At 64.8% G+C, this 17082-nt stretch carries 16 protein-coding genes; 11 read left to right on the forward strand and 5 right to left on the reverse strand.

Translation table 11 applies throughout. From position 1 onward, the window contains the following. The 9 genes from cobU (at position 1) to ACXHGZ_RS04675 (ending at position 6700) form a co-directional block, all read left to right on the forward strand. Positions 1-522, forward strand: a complete 522-nt coding sequence (gene cobU, locus ACXHGZ_RS04635) for a bifunctional adenosylcobinamide kinase/adenosylcobinamide-phosphate guanylyltransferase (protein ID WP_480462636.1) — start codon at positions 1-3, stop codon at positions 520-522. Continuing rightward, on the forward strand, positions 519-1574 hold the full coding sequence (gene cobT, locus ACXHGZ_RS04640; RefSeq protein ID WP_480462638.1) for a nicotinate-nucleotide--dimethylbenzimidazole phosphoribosyltransferase: 1056 nt from the start codon (positions 519-521) through the stop codon (positions 1572-1574). The genes cobU and cobT overlap by 4 nt, the downstream gene beginning before the upstream one ends. Beyond that, a complete protein-coding gene (gene cobC, locus ACXHGZ_RS04645; RefSeq protein ID WP_480462640.1) occupies positions 1571-2140 on the forward strand; it encodes an alpha-ribazole phosphatase family protein in 570 nt (189 codons plus the stop codon). Before cobT ends, cobC begins: the two co-directional genes overlap by 4 nt. 1 nt (position 2141) lies before the next feature. Further along, the gene (locus ACXHGZ_RS04650; RefSeq protein WP_480462642.1) at positions 2142-2873 is read left to right on the forward strand and encodes an adenosylcobinamide-GDP ribazoletransferase; all 732 of its coding nucleotides are present in this window, start codon (positions 2142-2144) and stop codon (positions 2871-2873) included. A gap of 205 nt (positions 2874-3078) precedes the next feature. Further along, entirely contained in the window at positions 3079-4257 is a 1179-nt protein-coding gene (locus ACXHGZ_RS04655) for a glycoside hydrolase family 5 protein (RefSeq protein ID WP_480462644.1), read from the forward strand. Between the two features lie 54 nt (positions 4258-4311). Continuing rightward, entirely contained in the window at positions 4312-4716 is a 405-nt protein-coding gene (locus ACXHGZ_RS04660) for a MarR family winged helix-turn-helix transcriptional regulator (RefSeq protein ID WP_084858640.1), read from the forward strand. A gap of 63 nt (positions 4717-4779) precedes the next feature. Further along, entirely contained in the window at positions 4780-5982 is a 1203-nt protein-coding gene (locus ACXHGZ_RS04665) for an MFS transporter (RefSeq protein ID WP_324814987.1), read from the forward strand. Then, entirely contained in the window at positions 5979-6101 is a 123-nt protein-coding gene (locus tag ACXHGZ_RS04670) for a hypothetical protein (RefSeq protein WP_263498522.1), read from the forward strand. Before ACXHGZ_RS04665 ends, ACXHGZ_RS04670 begins: the two co-directional genes overlap by 4 nt. A 47-nt stretch (positions 6102-6148) precedes the next feature. Continuing rightward, positions 6149-6700: a glutathione peroxidase gene (locus ACXHGZ_RS04675; protein ID WP_480462646.1), complete on the forward strand. Its 552-nt coding sequence runs from the start codon at positions 6149-6151 to the stop codon at positions 6698-6700. Between the two features lie 64 nt (positions 6701-6764). Here ACXHGZ_RS04675 and ACXHGZ_RS04680 read toward each other — a convergent pair whose 3' ends face one another. From ACXHGZ_RS04680 to ACXHGZ_RS04690, 3 genes are all read right to left on the reverse strand, one after another. Next, positions 6765-8030 (reverse strand): OmpP1/FadL family transporter, encoded by a 1266-nt coding sequence (locus ACXHGZ_RS04680; protein WP_224458247.1) that lies wholly within the window; start codon positions 8028-8030, stop codon positions 6765-6767. Between the two features lie 146 nt (positions 8031-8176). After that, positions 8177-8659: a hypothetical protein gene (locus ACXHGZ_RS04685; protein WP_084858644.1), complete on the reverse strand. Its 483-nt coding sequence runs from the start codon at positions 8657-8659 to the stop codon at positions 8177-8179. 279 nt (positions 8660-8938) lie between these two features. Beyond that, entirely contained in the window at positions 8939-9163 is a 225-nt protein-coding gene (locus tag ACXHGZ_RS04690) for a hypothetical protein (RefSeq protein WP_084858645.1), read from the reverse strand. A 946-nt stretch (positions 9164-10109) separates the two neighbouring features. Between ACXHGZ_RS04690 and ACXHGZ_RS04695 the strand changes: the two genes are divergently transcribed. Further along, positions 10110-10523 carry a tetratricopeptide repeat protein gene (locus tag ACXHGZ_RS04695; RefSeq protein WP_480463989.1) on the forward strand — a complete coding sequence of 138 codons (414 nt, stop codon included), beginning with the start codon at positions 10110-10112 and terminating at the stop codon, positions 10521-10523. A gap of 248 nt (positions 10524-10771) precedes the next feature. Next, entirely contained in the window at positions 10772-12157 is a 1386-nt protein-coding gene (locus ACXHGZ_RS04700; protein ID WP_172403061.1) for a DNA recombination protein RmuC, read from the forward strand. Here the strand turns inward: ACXHGZ_RS04700 and ACXHGZ_RS04705 are convergent. Together ACXHGZ_RS04705 and ACXHGZ_RS04710 are read right to left on the reverse strand one after the other, a co-directional pair. Next, complete coding sequence (locus ACXHGZ_RS04705) at positions 12129-15605, reverse strand: hybrid sensor histidine kinase/response regulator (RefSeq protein ID WP_480462649.1); 3477 nt, start codon at positions 15603-15605, stop codon at positions 12129-12131. The two genes, ACXHGZ_RS04700 and ACXHGZ_RS04705, sit on opposite strands and share 29 nt — an antisense overlap. A 131-nt stretch (positions 15606-15736) precedes the next feature. Further along, complete coding sequence (locus ACXHGZ_RS04710) at positions 15737-16915, reverse strand: MFS transporter (RefSeq protein ID WP_480462651.1); 1179 nt, start codon at positions 16913-16915, stop codon at positions 15737-15739. Positions 16916-17082 lie beyond the last annotated feature (167 nt).

Below are 17082 nucleotides of genomic sequence, written 5' to 3' on the forward strand. Positions count from 1 at the left end.
ATGCGCAACCTGATCCTCGGCGGTGCCCGCTCCGGCAAGAGCCGCCTGGCCGAACAGCTGGCCGTGGCCAGCGGCCTGCCGGTCACCTATATCGCCACCAGCCAGCCGCTCGATGGCGAGATGAACGAACGCGTGCAGTTGCATCGCCAGCGCCGACCCAGCGAATGGGGGGTGGTCGAGGAACCCCTGGCCCTGGCCTCGGTGCTGTGCGCGCAGGCGGATACCGGGCGGTGCCTGCTGGTGGATTGCCTGACCCTGTGGCTGACCAACCTGTTGATGCTCGAAGACGACCAGCGCCTGGCCCATGAGCGCGACGCACTGCTCGACTGCCTGCAAACGCTGCCCGGCACCCTCATCCTGGTCAGCAACGAAACCGGCCTGGGCGTCGTGCCCATGGGCGAGCTGACCCGCCGCTATGTCGACCTCGCCGGCTGGCTGCACCAGGCCGTGGCCGAGCGCTGCGAGCGCGTGGTGCTGACGGTCGCCGGCCTTCCCCTGATCCTCAAAGGACCTGCCCTATGACCCAACCCTGGTGGAGTGCCGCCTGCCAACCGTTCGATACCGCCGCCATGGAACAGGCCCGTGCCCGCCAGCGACAGTTGACCAAGCCTGCGGGCTCGCTTGGCCAGCTGGAAGGCCTGGCCGTGCACTTGGCCGGCTTGCAGGGCTGCGAGCGGCCATCCCTCGAGCAGGTCTGCATCGCGATCTTCGCGGGTGATCATGGGGTGGTGGAGGAGGGGGTTTCGGCCTATCCCCAAGCCGTGACGGGGCAGATGCTGCACAATTTCGTCGGCGGGGGCGCGGCGATCAGCGTGCTGGCGCGCGAGCTGGGGGCCAGCCTGGAGGTGGTCGACCTGGGCACCATCGATCTCGGCCTGGCGCTGCCAGGTGTGCATCACCTGCGCCTGGGCGCCGGTACAGCCAACTTTGCCCGTCAGCCGGCAATGACCGACGCACAGTTGCAGGCTGCTCTCGGTGCCGGGCGTGACAGCGCCCTGCGGGCAGCCGGGCAAGGTGCCCGGTTGTTCATCGGTGGCGAAATGGGCATTGGCAACACCACCGCCGCCGCAGCGGTGGCCAGTACCCTGCTTGGCTGCCAGGCCCGTGAGCTGAGTGGCCCGGGCACCGGCCTGGACCCGGTCGGCGTGCGTCACAAGGCCGAGGTGATCGAGCGTGCCCTGGTGTTGCACGGGCTGCGTGCCGACGACCCGCTGCAGGCGTTGGGCTGTGTCGGCGGCTTCGAGATCGCCGCCCTGGCAGGGGCCTACCTGGCATGCGCACAGCAGGGGGTGGCCGTGCTCGTGGATGGTTTCATCTGCAGCGTCGCTGCCCTGGTGGCTGTACGTCTGAATCCGCGATGCCGCCCCTGGCTGCTGTTCGCCCACCAAGGTGCGGAACCGGGCCACCGGGCGGTGCTCGAAGCCCTGGAGGCGAGCCCGCTGCTGGCCCTGGGCCTGCGCCTGGGCGAAGGTAGCGGTGCCGCGCTGGCGGTCCCGTTGATGCGCCTGGCCTGCGCCCTGCACGGGCAGATGGCGACCTTTGCCGAGGCCGCGGTGGCGGATCGCCCGGCATGATCATCGACCTGCTGCGCCACGGCGAGACCGAACAGGGTGGCGGCCTGCGCGGCAGCCTGGACGATGACCTGACCGAGCGCGGCTGGGCACAGATGCACGCGGCGGTGGCGCTGGCGGGCCCTTGGGATGCCCTGGTCAGCTCGCCATTGCGCCGCTGTGCCCGGTTCGCCGAGCAGCTCGGTGCCCGGCTGGCCCTGCCGGTGCAGTGCGAGGCAGGTGTCCGTGAGCTGCATTTCGGTGACTGGGAAGGGCGCAGCGCCGCGCAGCTCATGCAGGACCAGGCCGATGCGTTGGGCCGCTTCTGGGCCGACCCCTATGCCTTCACACCGCCCAACGGCGAGCCGGTGGGCGCCTTTGCCGAGCGGGTGTTGGCGACCCTGGAGAGCCTTGGTCGCCAGCATGCCGGCAAGCGCGTGCTGCTGATCACCCATGGTGGCGTGATGCGCCTGCTGCTGGCACAGGCCCGAGGCTTGCCGCGCGAGCATTTGTTGCAGGTGGAGGTCGGGCACGGGGCGCTGGTGCGCCTTGCCCTGGCGGCCGATGGCCAGCTGCGCGAGGAGGCCTGACATGTCGCCGTTATGGATCGCCCTGCAATTTCTCAGCAGCCTGCCCGTGCGCCTGCCGGGCATGCCGGAGCCCCGGCAGGTAGGCCGTTCGCTGCTCTATTACCCTCTGGTCGGTCTGCTGTTCGGCGTGGTGCTATGGCTGGCCAGCCACCTGTTGCAAGGCACTGCCGCGCCTTTGCACGCGGCCTTGCTGTTGACGCTGTGGGTGATGCTCAGCGGTGCCTTGCACCTGGATGGCCTGGCCGACAGTGCCGATGCCTGGCTGGGCGGTTTCGGCGACCGCGAGCGTACCCTGCGAATCATGAAGGACCCACGCAGCGGCCCGATCGCCGTGGTCACGCTGGTGCTGGTCCTGTTGTTGAAGTACTGTGCGCTGTGGGTGCTGGTGGAGCAGGGCGCCGGTGCGTCGCTGGTGCTGGCGCCGGTGGTAGGTCGGGCGGCACTGCTGGGGTTGTTCATGGGCACCCCTTACGTGCGCCCGGGTGGGCTGGGGCAGGCATTGGCCGATCACCTGCCGAAAGTGGCCGCGGCCTGGGTGCTGGCGGGCACCTCGCTGGCTGCGGTGCTGCTCGGCGGGTGGCAGGTGTTCGGGGTGTTGCTGCTGGCGGTGCTGGTCTTCGCGTGGGGACGGCGGCTGATGTGTCGGCGCCTGGGAGGCACCACGGGAGATACGGCGGGGGCCTTGCTGGAGTTGGTGGAGCTGGCGGTGGTGCTTGGGTTGGCATTGCTATGAAGGATCGACCGGCCCTATCGCCGGCAAGCCGGCTCCCACGGGTATGGCGATGTCTTTGAGGATAGCGCAGGGCGGTTGGGAGCCGGCTTGCCGGCGATTGGCCCTATTGTCAGTACCCTGCAACTTCCCGCAACGTACCTGAACGGTTTCCCAGCCAAGGCAGGCGTATGCTCACGGGCTTCTCAACCGACCAGGGAGCCTTCGCATGCGCCACTGGATACTCGCCAGCGCCCTCGCGCTGGCCAGCCTGCCCAGCGTAGCAGCCGACCTCATCGATTTCTGGGACACGCCACGTCACGGCGGCAACAGCTTCAACCGACTCCCGCCTGACCAGGCGTACTTCGAGGCGCTCAAAGGCTACGGCGCCACCTGGGTTCGGCTGTCCTACGACAAATGGAAGCCCGAGCGGCGTGACTTCCTGATGGGCGATGCCGATGCCTACAAGGGCCTCGTCGCTGCCGACCTGGCACGCCTCAAGGCCACCCTGGACGATGCTCACGCCGCCGGGCTCAAGGTGGTGATCGCGCCGCTTTCGCTGCCGGGCATGCGCTGGGCGCAGAACAACCAGGGCGCGTTCGACGACCGCCTCTGGCAAGACAAAGCCTACTGGGCCCAGGCCGCCGATTTCTGGCGCGACCTGGCGCTTGCGCTCAAGGGCCACCCGGCCGTGGCGGCCTATAACCTGATCAATGAGCCCGCTCCGGAAATGCGAGGCGGCCTGGCCGAGCATGCCGAACCCGGGCGTATGCGCCAGTGGTATGCCCAGGCGCAAGGCAGTGCGCGCGACCTGCCTGCGTTCTATCGCCAGGTAGTGGCGGCCATCCGTGAGGTCGACGCCGTCACCCCGGTCATGCTCGATGCCGGTTGGTACGCCGCCGCCGACGCCTTCGGCTACTGGCCGGCGCCGCTGCAAGATGCCCGGGTGCTCTACAGCCTGCATATGTACGAGCCCTATCAAGCCACCAGTGCGCCGAACATGGCCCGCAAGCAGCCGATACCCTATCCGGGGCCTGCGCCTTTCGGCGGCAAGCGTGAGCACTGGGGGGCCGAACGTGTGGCCGAGTACCTGCAGCAACCCCTGGCCTGGGTGGATGCCATGAAGATTCCGCGGTCGCGCCTGGTGGTGGGCGAGTTCGGCTGCATGCGCCAGCTCGCGGGGTGCAAGCAGTACCTGGAGGATGTGCTCACCGTCCTGGACCAGAACAAGCTGCATTGGGCCTTCTACAGTTTTCGCGAGGACAACTGGGACGGCATGGACTACGAGCTGGGGTCGGCCAAGGTGCCCTGGCGCTACTGGCAGGCTATCGACAAGGGCGAGCCGGACCCGCTGGTGCGGCAGGCCACGGCTGAATTCGAACCGATCCGCCAACGCCTGGCTCGCTGACCGGACGCGCGAAATGCCTTGCAACCTATTGGGTGCGGGTATATACACGTAACCATGTTGACCAGCGAATGCATCTGTACCCATCTGCGCCGCGCTGCCCGTGGGGTCAGCCGGCACTACGACGAGGCCCTTGTGGGTTTCGGTGTCAATGTCGCGCAGTTTTCCCTGCTTCGTCATCTGCAGCGGCTCGACCGGCCAAGCATCACTACCCTGGCCGAGGCCATGGGCCTGGATCGCAGCACCTTGGGGCGAAACCTGCGGGTGCTGGAGGCCGAAGGGTGGGTGGCCCTGGCCGATGGCGATGACCAGCGCAACCGCCTGGTGTTGCTGACCGCGGCAGGCAAAGCCTTGCTGCAGGCCGCGCATCCGGCCTGGGAGCAGGCCCAGCGCGAGCTTGTGGAGCGCTTGGGGGAAGGGCAGCGGGATGTATTGGTGCGGCTATTGGAACGTTTGGCGTAAAGCCCTTCGATTAAAAGCGGGTATATACCCGCATAACCTTGCGATGTGCTGGAGATAACCACAATGACTTCGGTATGGCGAACCAGCGGGTGGGTATTGTTGGGCGCGGCGCTGATCCTGGCGCTGTCCCTGGGGGTGCGGCACGGCTTCGGCCTGTTCCTGGCGCCGATGAGCGCCGAGTTCGGCTGGGGGCGTGAGGTATTCGCCTTCGCCATTGCCTTGCAGAACCTGATCTGGGGCCTGGCCCAGCCCTTCGCCGGAGCCCTGGCAGACCGCCTGGGGGCGGCACGGGTGGTGATCATCGGCGGCATCCTCTACACCGCAGGCCTGATTCTGATGGGGATGGCCGATTCGGCCTGGTCGCTGTCGCTCAGTGCCGGGCTGCTGATCGGCATCGGGCTGTCCGGCACCTCCTTCTCAGTCCTGCTCGGGGTCGTGGGGCGTGCGGTGCCGCCGGAAAAGCGCAGCCTGGCCATGGGGATCGCCAGTGCCGCCGGCTCGTTCGGCCAGTTCGCCATGCTGCCGGGCACCCTCGGCCTGATTCAGTGGCTGGGCTGGTCGGCGGCCTTGCTCGTGCTGGGCTTGCTGGTGGCGCTGATCGTGCCATTCGTGGGCATGCTGAAAGACCGCCCGTTGCCCAGCCACGGTACCGAACAGAGTCTTGGTCAGGCTTTGCACGAAGCTTGTTCGCATCCGGGTTTCTGGTTGCTGGCCCTGGGCTTTTTCGTCTGCGGCTTCCAGGTGGTGTTCATCGGCGTGCACCTGCCAGCCTACCTGGTGGACCAGCACTTGCCGGCCACCACCGGTACCACCGTGCTGGCGCTGGTCGGGCTGTTCAACATCGTCGGCACCTACACTGCCGGTTGGCTGGGCGGGCGCATGTCCAAGCCGCGCCTGCTCACAGGGCTGTACCTGTTGCGGGCGGTAGTGATCGTGCTGTTCCTGTGGGCGCCGGTGACCCAGGCCAGTGCCTACCTGTTCGGCATCGCCATGGGCCTGCTGTGGCTGTCCACGGTACCCCTGACCAATGGCACGGTGGCCACGGTGTTCGGTGTCCGCAACCTGTCCATGCTCGGCGGCATCGTCTTCCTGTTCCACCAGCTGGGGGCCTTCCTCGGGGGCTGGTTGGGCGGCGTGGTGTATGACCGGACCGGCAGCTATGAGCTGGTCTGGCAAATCTCGATCCTGCTCAGCCTGATGGCTGCGGCCCTCAGCTGGCCGGTGCGCGAGCGCCCGGTCGCGCGCCTCCAGGCCCAGGCCGCATGAGCCGTTCATGGGGGCGCTGGCTGCTGGCGGCAGGGGCGCTGCTGGTGCTGGCATTGGCCTGGTGGGGTTGGCACGAGGGCGGGTTGGCATTGATGCAGTTGGGCATAGGCGCCTGTTAGGCGCTACCCTGCAAGGCAAGGATTTCACTTTGCAGGAGTACCGAACGATGCATGTACGCTGGCTTGCCTTCCCGTTGTTGGCCCTGGCCGCTGCCACCTCGAGCTGGGCGGCGGACTGCCCGGCGTTGTTGCAGGGCAGCCTGCCCGAACTGCGCGGCAAGGAGCAGGTCGACCTGTGCCAGCGCTTCGCCGGCAAACCGTTGGTGGTGGTGAACACCGCCAGCTATTGTGGCTTCGCTCCGCAGTTCGAAGGGCTGGAGGCCACGTACAAGCGATACCACGAGCAGGGCCTGGAAATGCTCGGCGTGCCGTCGAACGATTTCAAGCAGGAAGATGCCGACAGCGAGAAGACTGCCAAGGTCTGTTATGCCAACTACGGCGTCACCTTCACCATGACCAAGGCCCAGGCGGTGCGGGGCAAGGATGCGGTGCCGCTGTTCAGTGAACTGGCGCGCCAGAGCAGTGCGCCGAAATGGAATTTCTATAAGTACGTGGTCGATCGCCGAGGCAAGGTGATCGCCAATTTTTCCAGCCTGACCAAGCCTGACGACCCGGCATTCCAGGCTGCGATCGAAAAAGCCATCGCTTCCCAGCCATGAGCGATCAGGGCCGCTACGCGCGCCATCGCGGCACGTAGCAGCCCCGACCATTCAAACGAACAACTCAGAAGCGGTAGGTGAGCGAAGCACCGAGCCCGTGAGCGCTGTTTTCATACTTGGCTTGGTAGGAGCCTTTGCTCGCACTGACTTGGTTCACCTTGGTGTCCTCTTCCCACAGATAGGAATAGGCCAGGTCGATGGTCATGTCATCGTTCGGGCTCCAACCAGCGCCGAAGCTGACCGCCTTGCGATCACCGGTCGGGATGCGTGGCGAACGGTCATGGTTGTTGGTCGGCGACTGGTCGACGGAGAAGCCTGCGCGCAGGGTCCACTCCTTGTTCACCTTGTAGGACGCGCCGATAGCGTGTGCCCAGGTGTCATGCCAGTTCTGCTCTTCGGTGATGGTATCGAACGGCGAGCCGGTCAGCGGTGGTGGAACGTCGTTCTCCACGGTGATGTTTTCCAGGCGGCTCCAGCGGGTCCAGGTACTGCCCGCGTAGAGGGTCCACTGGTCGTTCAGCTCGTGGGTAATCGAGAGGTCGACGGATTCCGGTGTCTTGATCTTCAGACTGGCGTCGAACTTGCTGCCATCGTAAGGGCCGATCAGCGGCGTGCTGACACGGGTCTTGCCCTCGAGCTTGTAGTCCACCATCGAATGGTAGGTCAGGCCAACACGGGTGCGGTCCGTGGCCTGGACCAGCACACCGATGTTGTAGCCGACAGCGGTGTCGTCGCCCTTGATCTTGACTTCGCCATCGTTGGCGCCGGGTGTGAACGGGTTGATCAGGCTGGAGCCCAACTCGCCCTTGATGCGGTTGATGGTCGGGCCGAAACCGATCGACACCTTGTCGTTGAAGGCATAGCTGACGGTTGGTTGGAAGGTGATGACTTCGACGTGGCTCTTCTTGCCCCAGTAGCGTGCGGCGTCATCGCTGCCATAGTCGGTGACCAGGCCGAATGGCACGTAAACACCGAAACCTACGCTCCAGTGATCATCGATTGGCTTGACGTAGTAACCCATCGGCACACCCACGGTCGGCACCATGTCGCCGTCGGTTTCTCCACCCAGGTTGCTCCCAGGGCCGGAAATATCGGTTTTGGCGATGACCGCTGCACCCCCAACGGTGATCTGCTCGCGCTTGAGGCGCGACATGCCGGCAGGGTTGCCGAATACAGTGCTGGCATCCTCGGCAGAAGACGAACGCCCCGCGAAACCGGTCCCCATGCCGCTGACACTCTGTTCGTTGAGGGCGAAGCCCGCGGCGAACAGTTGGCTGGATGCGAGGGCGACGGCTACACCGAGGGAGGTTTTGAGCATTGCTTTTTTCATTATTGTGAAACTCCTTGGGATCTCCGGGGCGAAAAGCTACCAACAAATGACGCGCGGCGCTATAGCGGTAATCGCAGCATTTCACGCGGTTTTGTAGGACAATCCGACCAAAATTCCCTTTTTTCCGGTTATTTGTAAGACGCGTCTTAAGATGCCTGGGATAAAATCGGATCCACACACAAATGCCAGGCTTGGGTGAAATCCCGCAGGCGCCCTTGAGGGTGGAAGATCTGTCGCCAGACCCGCGCCAGGCCCAACAGGTCGTTCGGCGCAGGTAATGGCATGGCCTGCTCTTCGATGAGCATCCAGGCGATAGCCGTGGAATAACGCAGGTTGACCGCGAGCTCCAGGTGCGGCCCGCGCAGAAAGGCGTGTTGGCTGGCCAGGCCGCGGACCAGGCTGGCAAGGTCCGGGTCGCGTGCCAGGAAGTCGTCCCAGAGCGCCTGGTGGCGGGTTTCGCCTATTAGATAGAGACCATGACCCCGTCGGTCGTGCAGCGCTGAACCCAACGCCGATTGGCTGGCTGCAACGCCCAGCAGCAAGGCCTCGGCGCTTTGGCTGTGACGGCCCAGGTAGATCAGGGTCGGACGGATCACATACTGACACAACTCTTTAGCCGCGATACCCATGGTGCCCTCGATCAGTTAAGGGCCGACGGGCACTGGAGCTTGGCAGCTGGTGAATTGATCAGGCCCGCCGGAAGCGGCTCGCACCGCTCGAGTTGAAGTGTAGTGTGATAATCGTGGTGTAAAGGGCTGTTTTTAAATCGATTGCTGCCCGTCGCCCTGGCGCATATGCCTTGAAGCAATTACGCCAAGAACGATCAGGAAGCGAAGAGAAGGGGCTATCGTGCGCCTGAATGCGCCTGAATGCGCCTGAATGCGCCTGAATGCGCCGGAATAGGCCGCTCACGCGGCCAGCGACTGGCGGGTCCGTTCGATGACAGCTTGCAGCGGGGCGACGCGGCTGTATTGTTCCGGGTACAGGCGTTCGGTGTGGCAGGCGATGCCATGTTCGTCGACCAGGGTGAAGCTGAAGTTGCCCTTGCGGGGGGCGACGATAACGCATTTCAACGGCGCGAAGGCCTGGGACAAGGTGCCGATAGCGGCTTGGATCTGATGATGAGTATTCATATTGTTGGATGTTCCTGCTTTAAACACGGATTTCGATCCGTGCATTTTAGAAACGTTCCAGTGACGCCTTTATTAAGGGACGAAGAACCTGACTGGAACAGGGCAGCCAGATGAGGCGCAAGCAAATGTGGGCGCTGGGCTGACTGGTAGGTACTTCAGAAGGCGGGCAGGCACGCCAGGGCCAAGGTTCAATGCCTCTGGGTGAAGATCCCGATCAATCTGTCGCGTGATTCGCGCTGGGGCAGGTTTGCTGCCGAGTGAATCATCGAAGGGGCCGGTCCTGGTTTCAGCAATGGCTCGTGTGGGGCGAGAGGCACTGCAAGGACATATTTGGCCAGAATTGACTTTCAGCTGGGTACTAACGATGCGCACCCTACAGGAAAGAACACTGCCTGGCAAGCAATTTAGGTTTTTGTCAGGCGAGCCGAGCAGTATGGCCTTTATTCGCCGTGCTGTGAAGTGGGGCGGTTCTGCGGTCGGGTTCGACGATCCTGCGCTTTTCCTATCCAACTGGATGTCCCTGGCGTACTTGTACACACGACGCGTGTGACTTGTAACGGTTTGGCAACGTGCGGCAGCGAGCTCGCCAATGCCTTGACTGAATCCTTAAGTCAATGAAAAAAAACACTAATTTTTACTGGTGAAAAAATCGTCAGTTTGACCGAAAGCCCCATTCCATCGGGGTTTGAAGACGTGTCGAGGCGGTTGTCCACTGAGTTATCCACAGCTTCTGTGGATTGTCCCGAGCGCTTGCTCTAGGACGGGCGTGCCAGCTGTTTTTGAATTGTCCGACGATCAGTCATCCGGGTTCGGCAAGAGGTCCATCGAGCGAAAACGTCAAGAAAAGATCATCGAAATTTTTTTTTACATCTTTAGGATTTGGCCGGGCCATGAGCAAAAAAATGCAGTAGAGTGCGCGCCTTTCGAATTGCCTTCGCTGTTGCTCATGAAGTTTCGCGGTAAACCCCTCGCAAGCCCCACTGCACATTCGCCCGTGTCTTCCTCCAAGCGCTTTTCCCTGAAGGTGGCCCTTTGGCTGCTCGACAGCCCGCGCCTGGGCGACAAGCCCAGCGTCAAGCATCTGGCCGGCCGCCTGCTCAAGCAGCCCGCGCGTCAGGGCGTGGTGGTGGCCCAGAGTCGCTTGGGGCAGATGCTATGCCGCGATTGTGGCAATGCCCGTGACCGGCGCATCGGCCATGAACTGCTGCGCCAGGCTGCACGGTCGGGCGACCGTCGTGCCCAGCTGGAGTTTGCGCGGCTGTGCCAGCACAGTGAGCCGGAGCAGGCCCGTTACTGGCTGGAACTGGCGGCGGGGCAGGGCTCGCAGGAAGCGCGGCGGTTGCTCAAACAGCTGAGCTGACGCGGTTGTCGCAGCGGCTGCGGTGCCTGTGAGATCGCGCGTCGCGCGGGCGGCGCTCGATCTCCAACAACACATCACCCAAGCCCCTCACCTGATAAGCTGCACAGCATTATCGAACACCGATCGGAGTCGCTATGGCAGTGGATCTTGCCAGTATCCTGCTGGGCCTCGTGGCCGCAGCCATCCCTTGCCTGGGCTGGGCCGTGCAACTGCAGCGGCGCCTGTCTGCCCGGCAATCGGAACTGGCGCTGCTCGAAGAGCGCCTTGGCAGTGCCCAGCTCGCCCAGGAAGGCCTGCAGGCGCAGCTGGACGCCAGCCGCGACGAAATCAGCGACCTGAGCGAAGCCAATGTGGTCAAGCAAACCACGCTGGCGGCCCAGGCCCGCGAACTGGAACTGTTGCAGATCGACCGTGACAACGCTCGCGATGCCGCCCACGCCTGGCAGCTGGAGCGGGCCAACCGCGAGGCCGAACTGCGCCGCCTGGAAGCCCAGGCCGCCCGCCTGGAAGCCGAGCTGCGCGAACAGCAGGAAAGCCACCAGCAACGCCTCGAAGACCTGCAGCAAGCCCGCGACACCTTGCGTGCCCAGTTCGCCGAAATGGCCACCAAGATCTTCGATGAACGCGAACAGCGCTTCGCCCAGACCAGCCAGCAGCACCTGGGCCAGTTGCTCGACCCGCTCAAGGAGCGCATCCAGGCCTTCGAAAAACGGGTGGAGGAAAGCTACCAGCAGGAAGCCCGTGAACGCTTCTCCCTGGGCAAGGAGCTCGAGCGCCTGCAGCAGTTGAACCTGCGCCTGTCCGACGAGGCCACCAACCTGACCCAGGCACTCAAGGGCCAGAAGACCCAGGGCAACTGGGGCGAGCTGATTCTGGAGCGGGTGCTGGAGCATGCGGGCCTGGAAAAGGGCCGCGAGTACCAGACCCAGGTCAGCCTCAAGAGCGCCGACGGCGAGCGCTACCAGCCCGACGTACTGATCATGCTGCCAGGCGACAAGCAGGTGGTGGTCGATGCCAAGGTCAGTCTGACCGCCTACCAGCAATTTGTCGGCGACCCCAACACCGAGAGCGCCCAGGCGGCCCTCAAGCAGCACGTGCAGTCGCTGCGCAGCCATGTCAAAGGCTTGTCCAGCAAGGATTACAACCGCCTCGATGGCCTGCACAGCCTGGATTTCGTTCTGCTCTTCGTGCCTATCGAAGCGGCGTTCTCCGCCGCCCTGCAGGCCGAGCCGAACCTGTTCCAGGAGGCCTTCGACCGGCAGATCGTGATCGTCAGCCCCACCACCTTGCTGGCCACCTTGCGGGTCATCGACAGCCTGTGGAAGCAGGAGCGCCAAAGCCAGAACGCCCGGGAAATCGCTGAGCGCGCCGGGTGGCTGTACGACAAGTTCGTGCTGTTCATCCAGGACCTGGACGAACTGGGCAGCCGCCTGCAGCAGGTGGACAAGGCCTATGCCGCAGCGCGCAACAAGCTCTGCGAAGGGCGCGGCAACCTGGTCAGCCGCAGCGAGCAGCTCAAGCTGCTGGGTGCCCGGGCCAGCAAGAGCCTGCCGGGCGACTTGCTCGAGCGGGCCCTTGCCGATGGGGTGATGGCCGACGAAGCGCTTACTGAACCAGGCTCAGATGGCGATTGAGCAGAGCCCGCAGGGCCGCCGGCTTGACGGGTTTTGCCAGGTAGTCGAGGCCGGCGGCATGGACCAGCGCGATGGTCTCGTTGCGCCCGTCGGCACTGATCACCACGCCAGGCACCGGCTCGCCCAGGCGGGTGCGTAGCCAGGCCATCAGGCCTGTACCGGTCTCGCCGTCGTCCAGGTGGTAGTCCACCAGCGCCAGGTGCGGGCGCATGCCCTTGCCCAGCAGCGCCTCGCATTCCTCGCGGTTGCGCGCGGTCCAGACCCGGCAGCCCCAGCGGCCGAGCAGGCTGTTCATGCCCACAAGAATGCTGTCTTCGTTGTCGACGCACAGCACCTGCAGCCCGGCCAGTGGTTGGCTGGCCTGTTCCACCGGCGCCTTGGCCGGGGCGACGGCACTGCGGGCGATCGGCACGCTGACGCGAAACACGCTGCCCTTGCCGGGCCAGGACCGCACCTCCAGCGGATGGCCGAGTACCCGGCACAGGCCGTCGGCGATGGCCAGGCCCAGGCCCAGGCCTTTCTCGGCACGGGTTTGGTGGCTGTCCAGGCGCTTGAACTCCTGGAAGATCACCTGCAGCTTGTCGTCGGCGATGCCCGGGCCGCGGTCCCACACCTCCAGCCACAGGCGCTCGCCCTGGCGGCGTACGCCCAGCAGGATCGGGCTCTTGCCATAGCGCAGGGCGTTGGTCAGGAAGTTCTGCAGCACCCGGCGCAGCAGCTTCATGTCGCTGTCGACCCGCAACCGGCTGCCGCGCAGGCGGAATTCCAGACCCTTTTCCGCGGCCAGCACCCTGAACTCGGTGCCCAGGGTATCGAACAGCTCGTTGAGGGCGAACGGTTTCGGGTCGGGGGTGACCTTGCCGTTCTCCAGGCGCGAGATATCCAGCAGATCGCTGATCAGCTCCTCGGCGGAGCGCAGCGAACTGTCCATATGCTGCACCAGTTGCCGGGCCTCGTCGGTCATGCCCTCGTCCTGTTGCGCCAGCGCGGCGGAGAACAGCCGCGCGGCATTGAGCGGCTGCATCAGATCATGGCTGACCGCCGCCAGGAAACGGGTCTTGGATTGGCTGACGGCCTCGGCCTGGCTCTTGGCCTCCGACAGCGCCTGGTTGAGCTGGGACAACTCGTGGGTGCGCTCGGCGACCCGCTGTTCCAGCCCCTCATTGGCATCCTTGAGTGCCTGTTCGGCCTCGCGGAACGGGGTGATGTCGGTGAAGCTCATGACGAACCCACCACCGGGCATGGGGTTGCCGATCAGCTCGATGACCCGGCCATTGGGGAACAAGCGTTCGGAGGTGTGCGCGCGGCCTTGGCGCATCCAGTGCAGGCGCCGGGCCACATGGACCTGGGCTTCACCGGGGCCGCACAGGCCACGTTCGGCGTTGTAGCGGATGATGTCGGCGATCGGTCGGCCGACGCTGATCAGCCCGTCGGGGTAGTTGAACAGTTCCAGGTAGCGACGGTTCCAGGCCACCAGGTGCAGGTTCTGGTCCACCACGCTGATACCCTGGTTGATGTTCTCGATAGCTCCCTGCAGCAAGGCACGGTTGAACTGCAGCACCTCGCTGGCTTCGTCGGCGATGCGTACCACGTCTTCGAGCTGCATTTCGCGGCCTTCGATGGCCGCCTTGACCACCGCGCGGGTCGAGGAGGTGCCGAGCACGCCGGCGAGCAGGCGCTCGGTGTGTTCGATCCAGTCGCCGTCGGCGTTCTGGTTGGGGTTGAAGCCCTTGCCCTGGCGATAGGCGAAGCGGATGAAGCTCTGCCGCGCGCGCTCTTCACCGACGAAGCGCGCGGCCAGCTTGAGCAGGTCGTCGATCTGCACGGCCAGCAGCGAGCGGCTGCTGGGCCGGGCGCTGCTCTGCTGGCCGATGAAGCGGCCGGCCTGCCAGTGCTCCGATACCCGCGTGCGAGAAAGGATCGAGACCCAGGCGAAGAGGATGAAGTTGCCCGCCAGCGACAGCACCACCCCTTGGGTCAGCGGCGTGATGGGCAGGTCCAGCGGGTTGCCATGCAGCCAGGCCAGCCCCGGGAACAGTTGCAGCGACCAGCCCAGGCTACGGGCAGCAATGGGCAGCACCAGGGTGTAGAACCACAGGAAGATCCCCGCTGCCAGGCCCGCGAACACGCCGCGGCGGTTGGCCTGCTTCCAGTAGAGCGCGCCGAGCATCGCCGGGGTCAGCTGGGTGACGGCGGCGAAGGCGATCTGGCCGATGGTCGCCAGACTCGCGGTGGAGCCAAGCAGGCGATAGCTGACATAGGCGAGCAGCAGGATGACCACGATGGTCACCCGTCGTACCGAAAGCATCCAGTGACGGAACGCCTCGAACGGGCGCTCGGCGTTGTTGCGCCGCAGCAGCCAGGGCAGCAGCATGTCGTTGGAGACCATGGTCGACAGCGCCACCGCCTCGACGATGACCATGCCGGTGGCTGCCGAGGCGCCGCCGATGAAGGCCAGCAACGCCAGGCTCGGGTGGGCCTCGGCCAGGGGCAGGCTGATCACGAAGGAGTCGGAAATCACCGTGCCGGGCAACAGCATCTGCCCGGCCAGGGCGATCGGTACCACGAACAGGGCGGCCAGCGCCAGGTACAGCGGGAATACCCAGCGTGCCAGGCGCATGTCCTGGGGTTCGATGTTCTCTACCACAGTCACGTGGAACTGGCGCGGCAGGCAGATGATCGCCATCATCGCCACGGCGGTCTGCACCACCATCGACGGCCAGTTGACCGTCTCCTGCCAGTAGCTTTCCAGGTGCACCGAGTGGCGCGCCTGGTTGAACAGGTCGTCGAAGCCATCGTACAGGTTGAACACCACGAAGGCGCCCACGGCGAGAAAAGCCAGTAGCTTGACCAATGATTCGAAGGCGATTGCCAGGACCATGCCACGGTGGTGCTCGGTGACGTCCAGGCTGCGGGTGCCGAAGACGATGGCGAACAGGGCCAGCACCAGCGAGACGACCAGCGCGGTGTCCTGCACCCGGGTGCCTGTGGCGTCGGCGTTGGCGCCGATCAGCAGGTTGACGCCCAGTACGATGCCCTTGAGCTGCAAGGCGATGTACGGCAAAACCCCGACCAGGCAAATCAGCGCCACCACCACCGCCAGGGATTGCGACTTGCCGTAGCGGGCGGCGATGAAGTCAGCGATCGAGGTGATGTTCTCCTGCTTGCTGATCAGCACCATCTTCTGCACCACCCAGGGTGCGAAGACCAGCAACAGCACCGGCCCCAGGTAGATCGGCAGGAACGCCCACAGCTGTTCGGCGGCCTGGCCGACCGCGCCGAAGAAGGTCCAGCTGGTGCAGTACACGGCCAGCGACAGGCTGTAGACCCACGCGCGCAGGCGCGGCGGCAGCGGCGTGCTGCGGCGGTCGCCGTAGAAGGCGATGGCGAACATGATGGCCATATAGGCCAGGGCGACCACGGCGATCAGCCCGCTGGACAACGACATGCAAACTCCGGAGCAAAAAAGAAAACGCGGTCCCGATCAATCAGTCTGGCACGGCCACTGGGGTTCGTCAGCGCCGACAATGGTCGCAGTGGCAGGACGTCGCACGCCCGTATCGGCCCGCACCGGCAATCTCAAGGCCTGCGTGTGCCCAGCCAATAGAACACCCCCGCCAGTATCACCGACATCACCAGCAGGTAGAAGGTCGCCGCTGGCACCCACTGCCCCAGGGCAAAGCCGACGATCGCCGGCCCCAATCCCGCCCCCAGGTTGGACAGGTTCTGCGCGCCATAATAGACCCCTCGCAGATGCTCCGGCGCGATCAGGTCGATGAACATGTATTCGGCGGGGATCACGATGATCTCGCCGAGGGTGAACACCACCATCGCCAGGCACCAGGCCAGGGCGGAGCCGGCCACGGAAAACCCCAGCAAGCCGAGGATGAACAGCGCCATGCCGGCCAGCAGCCACGGCATCAGGCGCTGGCGGTCGATGCGTCGGCCGATCAGGTACTGGAGCCCGATCACCGTGACGGCGTTGGTAGTGATCAGGTAGCCCACCAGCCGCGCCGCCTCCTTGGCATTGGTGGTCACCACCAGGTACTGGGACAGGTAGGCGCCGAACTGGCCGAACACCACGGCGCTCAGCATCCCGCCCACAGTGAAGCAGATCAACCGGCGATCACTGACCAGACGCAGGGCGACCTCGGTGAACCCGGCGTTGTGCTGGGCGTTCTCACCGACCTGCAGGCGCCGGTCGCCCAAGCCGTGATAGAGCCCGCCCATGCCCAGGCCGATCAGTGCGGAAACCAGGAAGGGCAGGTAGGCACCTTGTTCGAACAGGGCCACCCCAAGCAGGGGGCCGACCGCGTAGGCGATATTGTTCAAGGTGTATTTGATGGCGAACACCTCGGCACGCTCGGCCACCGGCAGCAAGGCGCAGAAGCCCGACTTCACGGCGATGTCGACCACCGCCAGGGCCAGGTTGATCACCACCAGGCAGAAGAAGAACAGCGCGGCCGAGCGGCTGGCGATCGCCCCGACGAAGGCCAGGGCGAATACCGAGATGGCGCCTAGCAACAGGGTATGGTTGCGCACGGTATCGACCAGGTGGCCGCCGTACAGGCTCAGCAGAGAGGCGAGGATCACGGCGCTGCCGACCAGCAGGCCGATGGGGCCGACCGCCAATTGGAAGGTATCTGCCATGTACACCACCAGATAGGGCAGGGTGATTGCCCGGGCGAAGGTCAGGACGGCCGCGGTCGCCAGCAGCAGGCGCACGGAGCGGGGGTAGCGTTTGAGGGCGGCGAGCATCGGACATCCTTGTGGTCGGGGTGGTGCCGGAGTCCAAGCATAGGAGCGTGCGTGAACAATGTCGTGGTATCCCTTGAACACCCATGGACGCGGGGCTGCCTCATGCCGAAACAGTTACGGGTTGCCAGCCAGGCCCATTCCCATGCAGATTTGTGGCTTCCCGCGCT

This window comes from Pseudomonas shiyinii (assembly GCF_056725765.1).

Coding starts and splice junctions, on each gene's coding strand:
- ACXHGZ_RS04705 (WP_480462649.1), bottom strand. CDS start 15,605: ATGTCGTTGTCCAGCGGGCTGATCGCCGTGGTCGCCCTGGCCTATATG.
- ACXHGZ_RS04690 (WP_084858645.1), bottom strand. CDS start 9,163: ATGAATACTCATCATCAGATCCAAGCCGCTATCGGCACCTTGTCCCAG.
- cobC (WP_480462640.1), top strand. CDS start 1,571: ATGATCATCGACCTGCTGCGCCACGGCGAGACCGAACAGGGTGGCGGC.
- cobT (WP_480462638.1), top strand. CDS start 519: ATGACCCAACCCTGGTGGAGTGCCGCCTGCCAACCGTTCGATACCGCC.
- cobU (WP_480462636.1), top strand. CDS start 1: ATGCGCAACCTGATCCTCGGCGGTGCCCGCTCCGGCAAGAGCCGCCTG.
- ACXHGZ_RS04695 (WP_480463989.1), top strand. CDS start 10,110: ATGAAGTTTCGCGGTAAACCCCTCGCAAGCCCCACTGCACATTCGCCC.
- ACXHGZ_RS04660 (WP_084858640.1), top strand. CDS start 4,312: ATGTTGACCAGCGAATGCATCTGTACCCATCTGCGCCGCGCTGCCCGT.
- ACXHGZ_RS04655 (WP_480462644.1), top strand. CDS start 3,079: ATGCGCCACTGGATACTCGCCAGCGCCCTCGCGCTGGCCAGCCTGCCC.
- ACXHGZ_RS04710 (WP_480462651.1), bottom strand. CDS start 16,915: ATGCTCGCCGCCCTCAAACGCTACCCCCGCTCCGTGCGCCTGCTGCTG.
- ACXHGZ_RS04685 (WP_084858644.1), bottom strand. CDS start 8,659: ATGGGTATCGCGGCTAAAGAGTTGTGTCAGTATGTGATCCGTCCGACC.
- ACXHGZ_RS04650 (WP_480462642.1), top strand. CDS start 2,142: ATGTCGCCGTTATGGATCGCCCTGCAATTTCTCAGCAGCCTGCCCGTG.
- ACXHGZ_RS04680 (WP_224458247.1), bottom strand. CDS start 8,030: ATGAAAAAAGCAATGCTCAAAACCTCCCTCGGTGTAGCCGTCGCCCTC.
- ACXHGZ_RS04665 (WP_324814987.1), top strand. CDS start 4,780: ATGACTTCGGTATGGCGAACCAGCGGGTGGGTATTGTTGGGCGCGGCG.
- ACXHGZ_RS04670 (WP_263498522.1), top strand. CDS start 5,979: ATGAGCCGTTCATGGGGGCGCTGGCTGCTGGCGGCAGGGGCGCTGCTG.
- ACXHGZ_RS04675 (WP_480462646.1), top strand. CDS start 6,149: ATGCATGTACGCTGGCTTGCCTTCCCGTTGTTGGCCCTGGCCGCTGCC.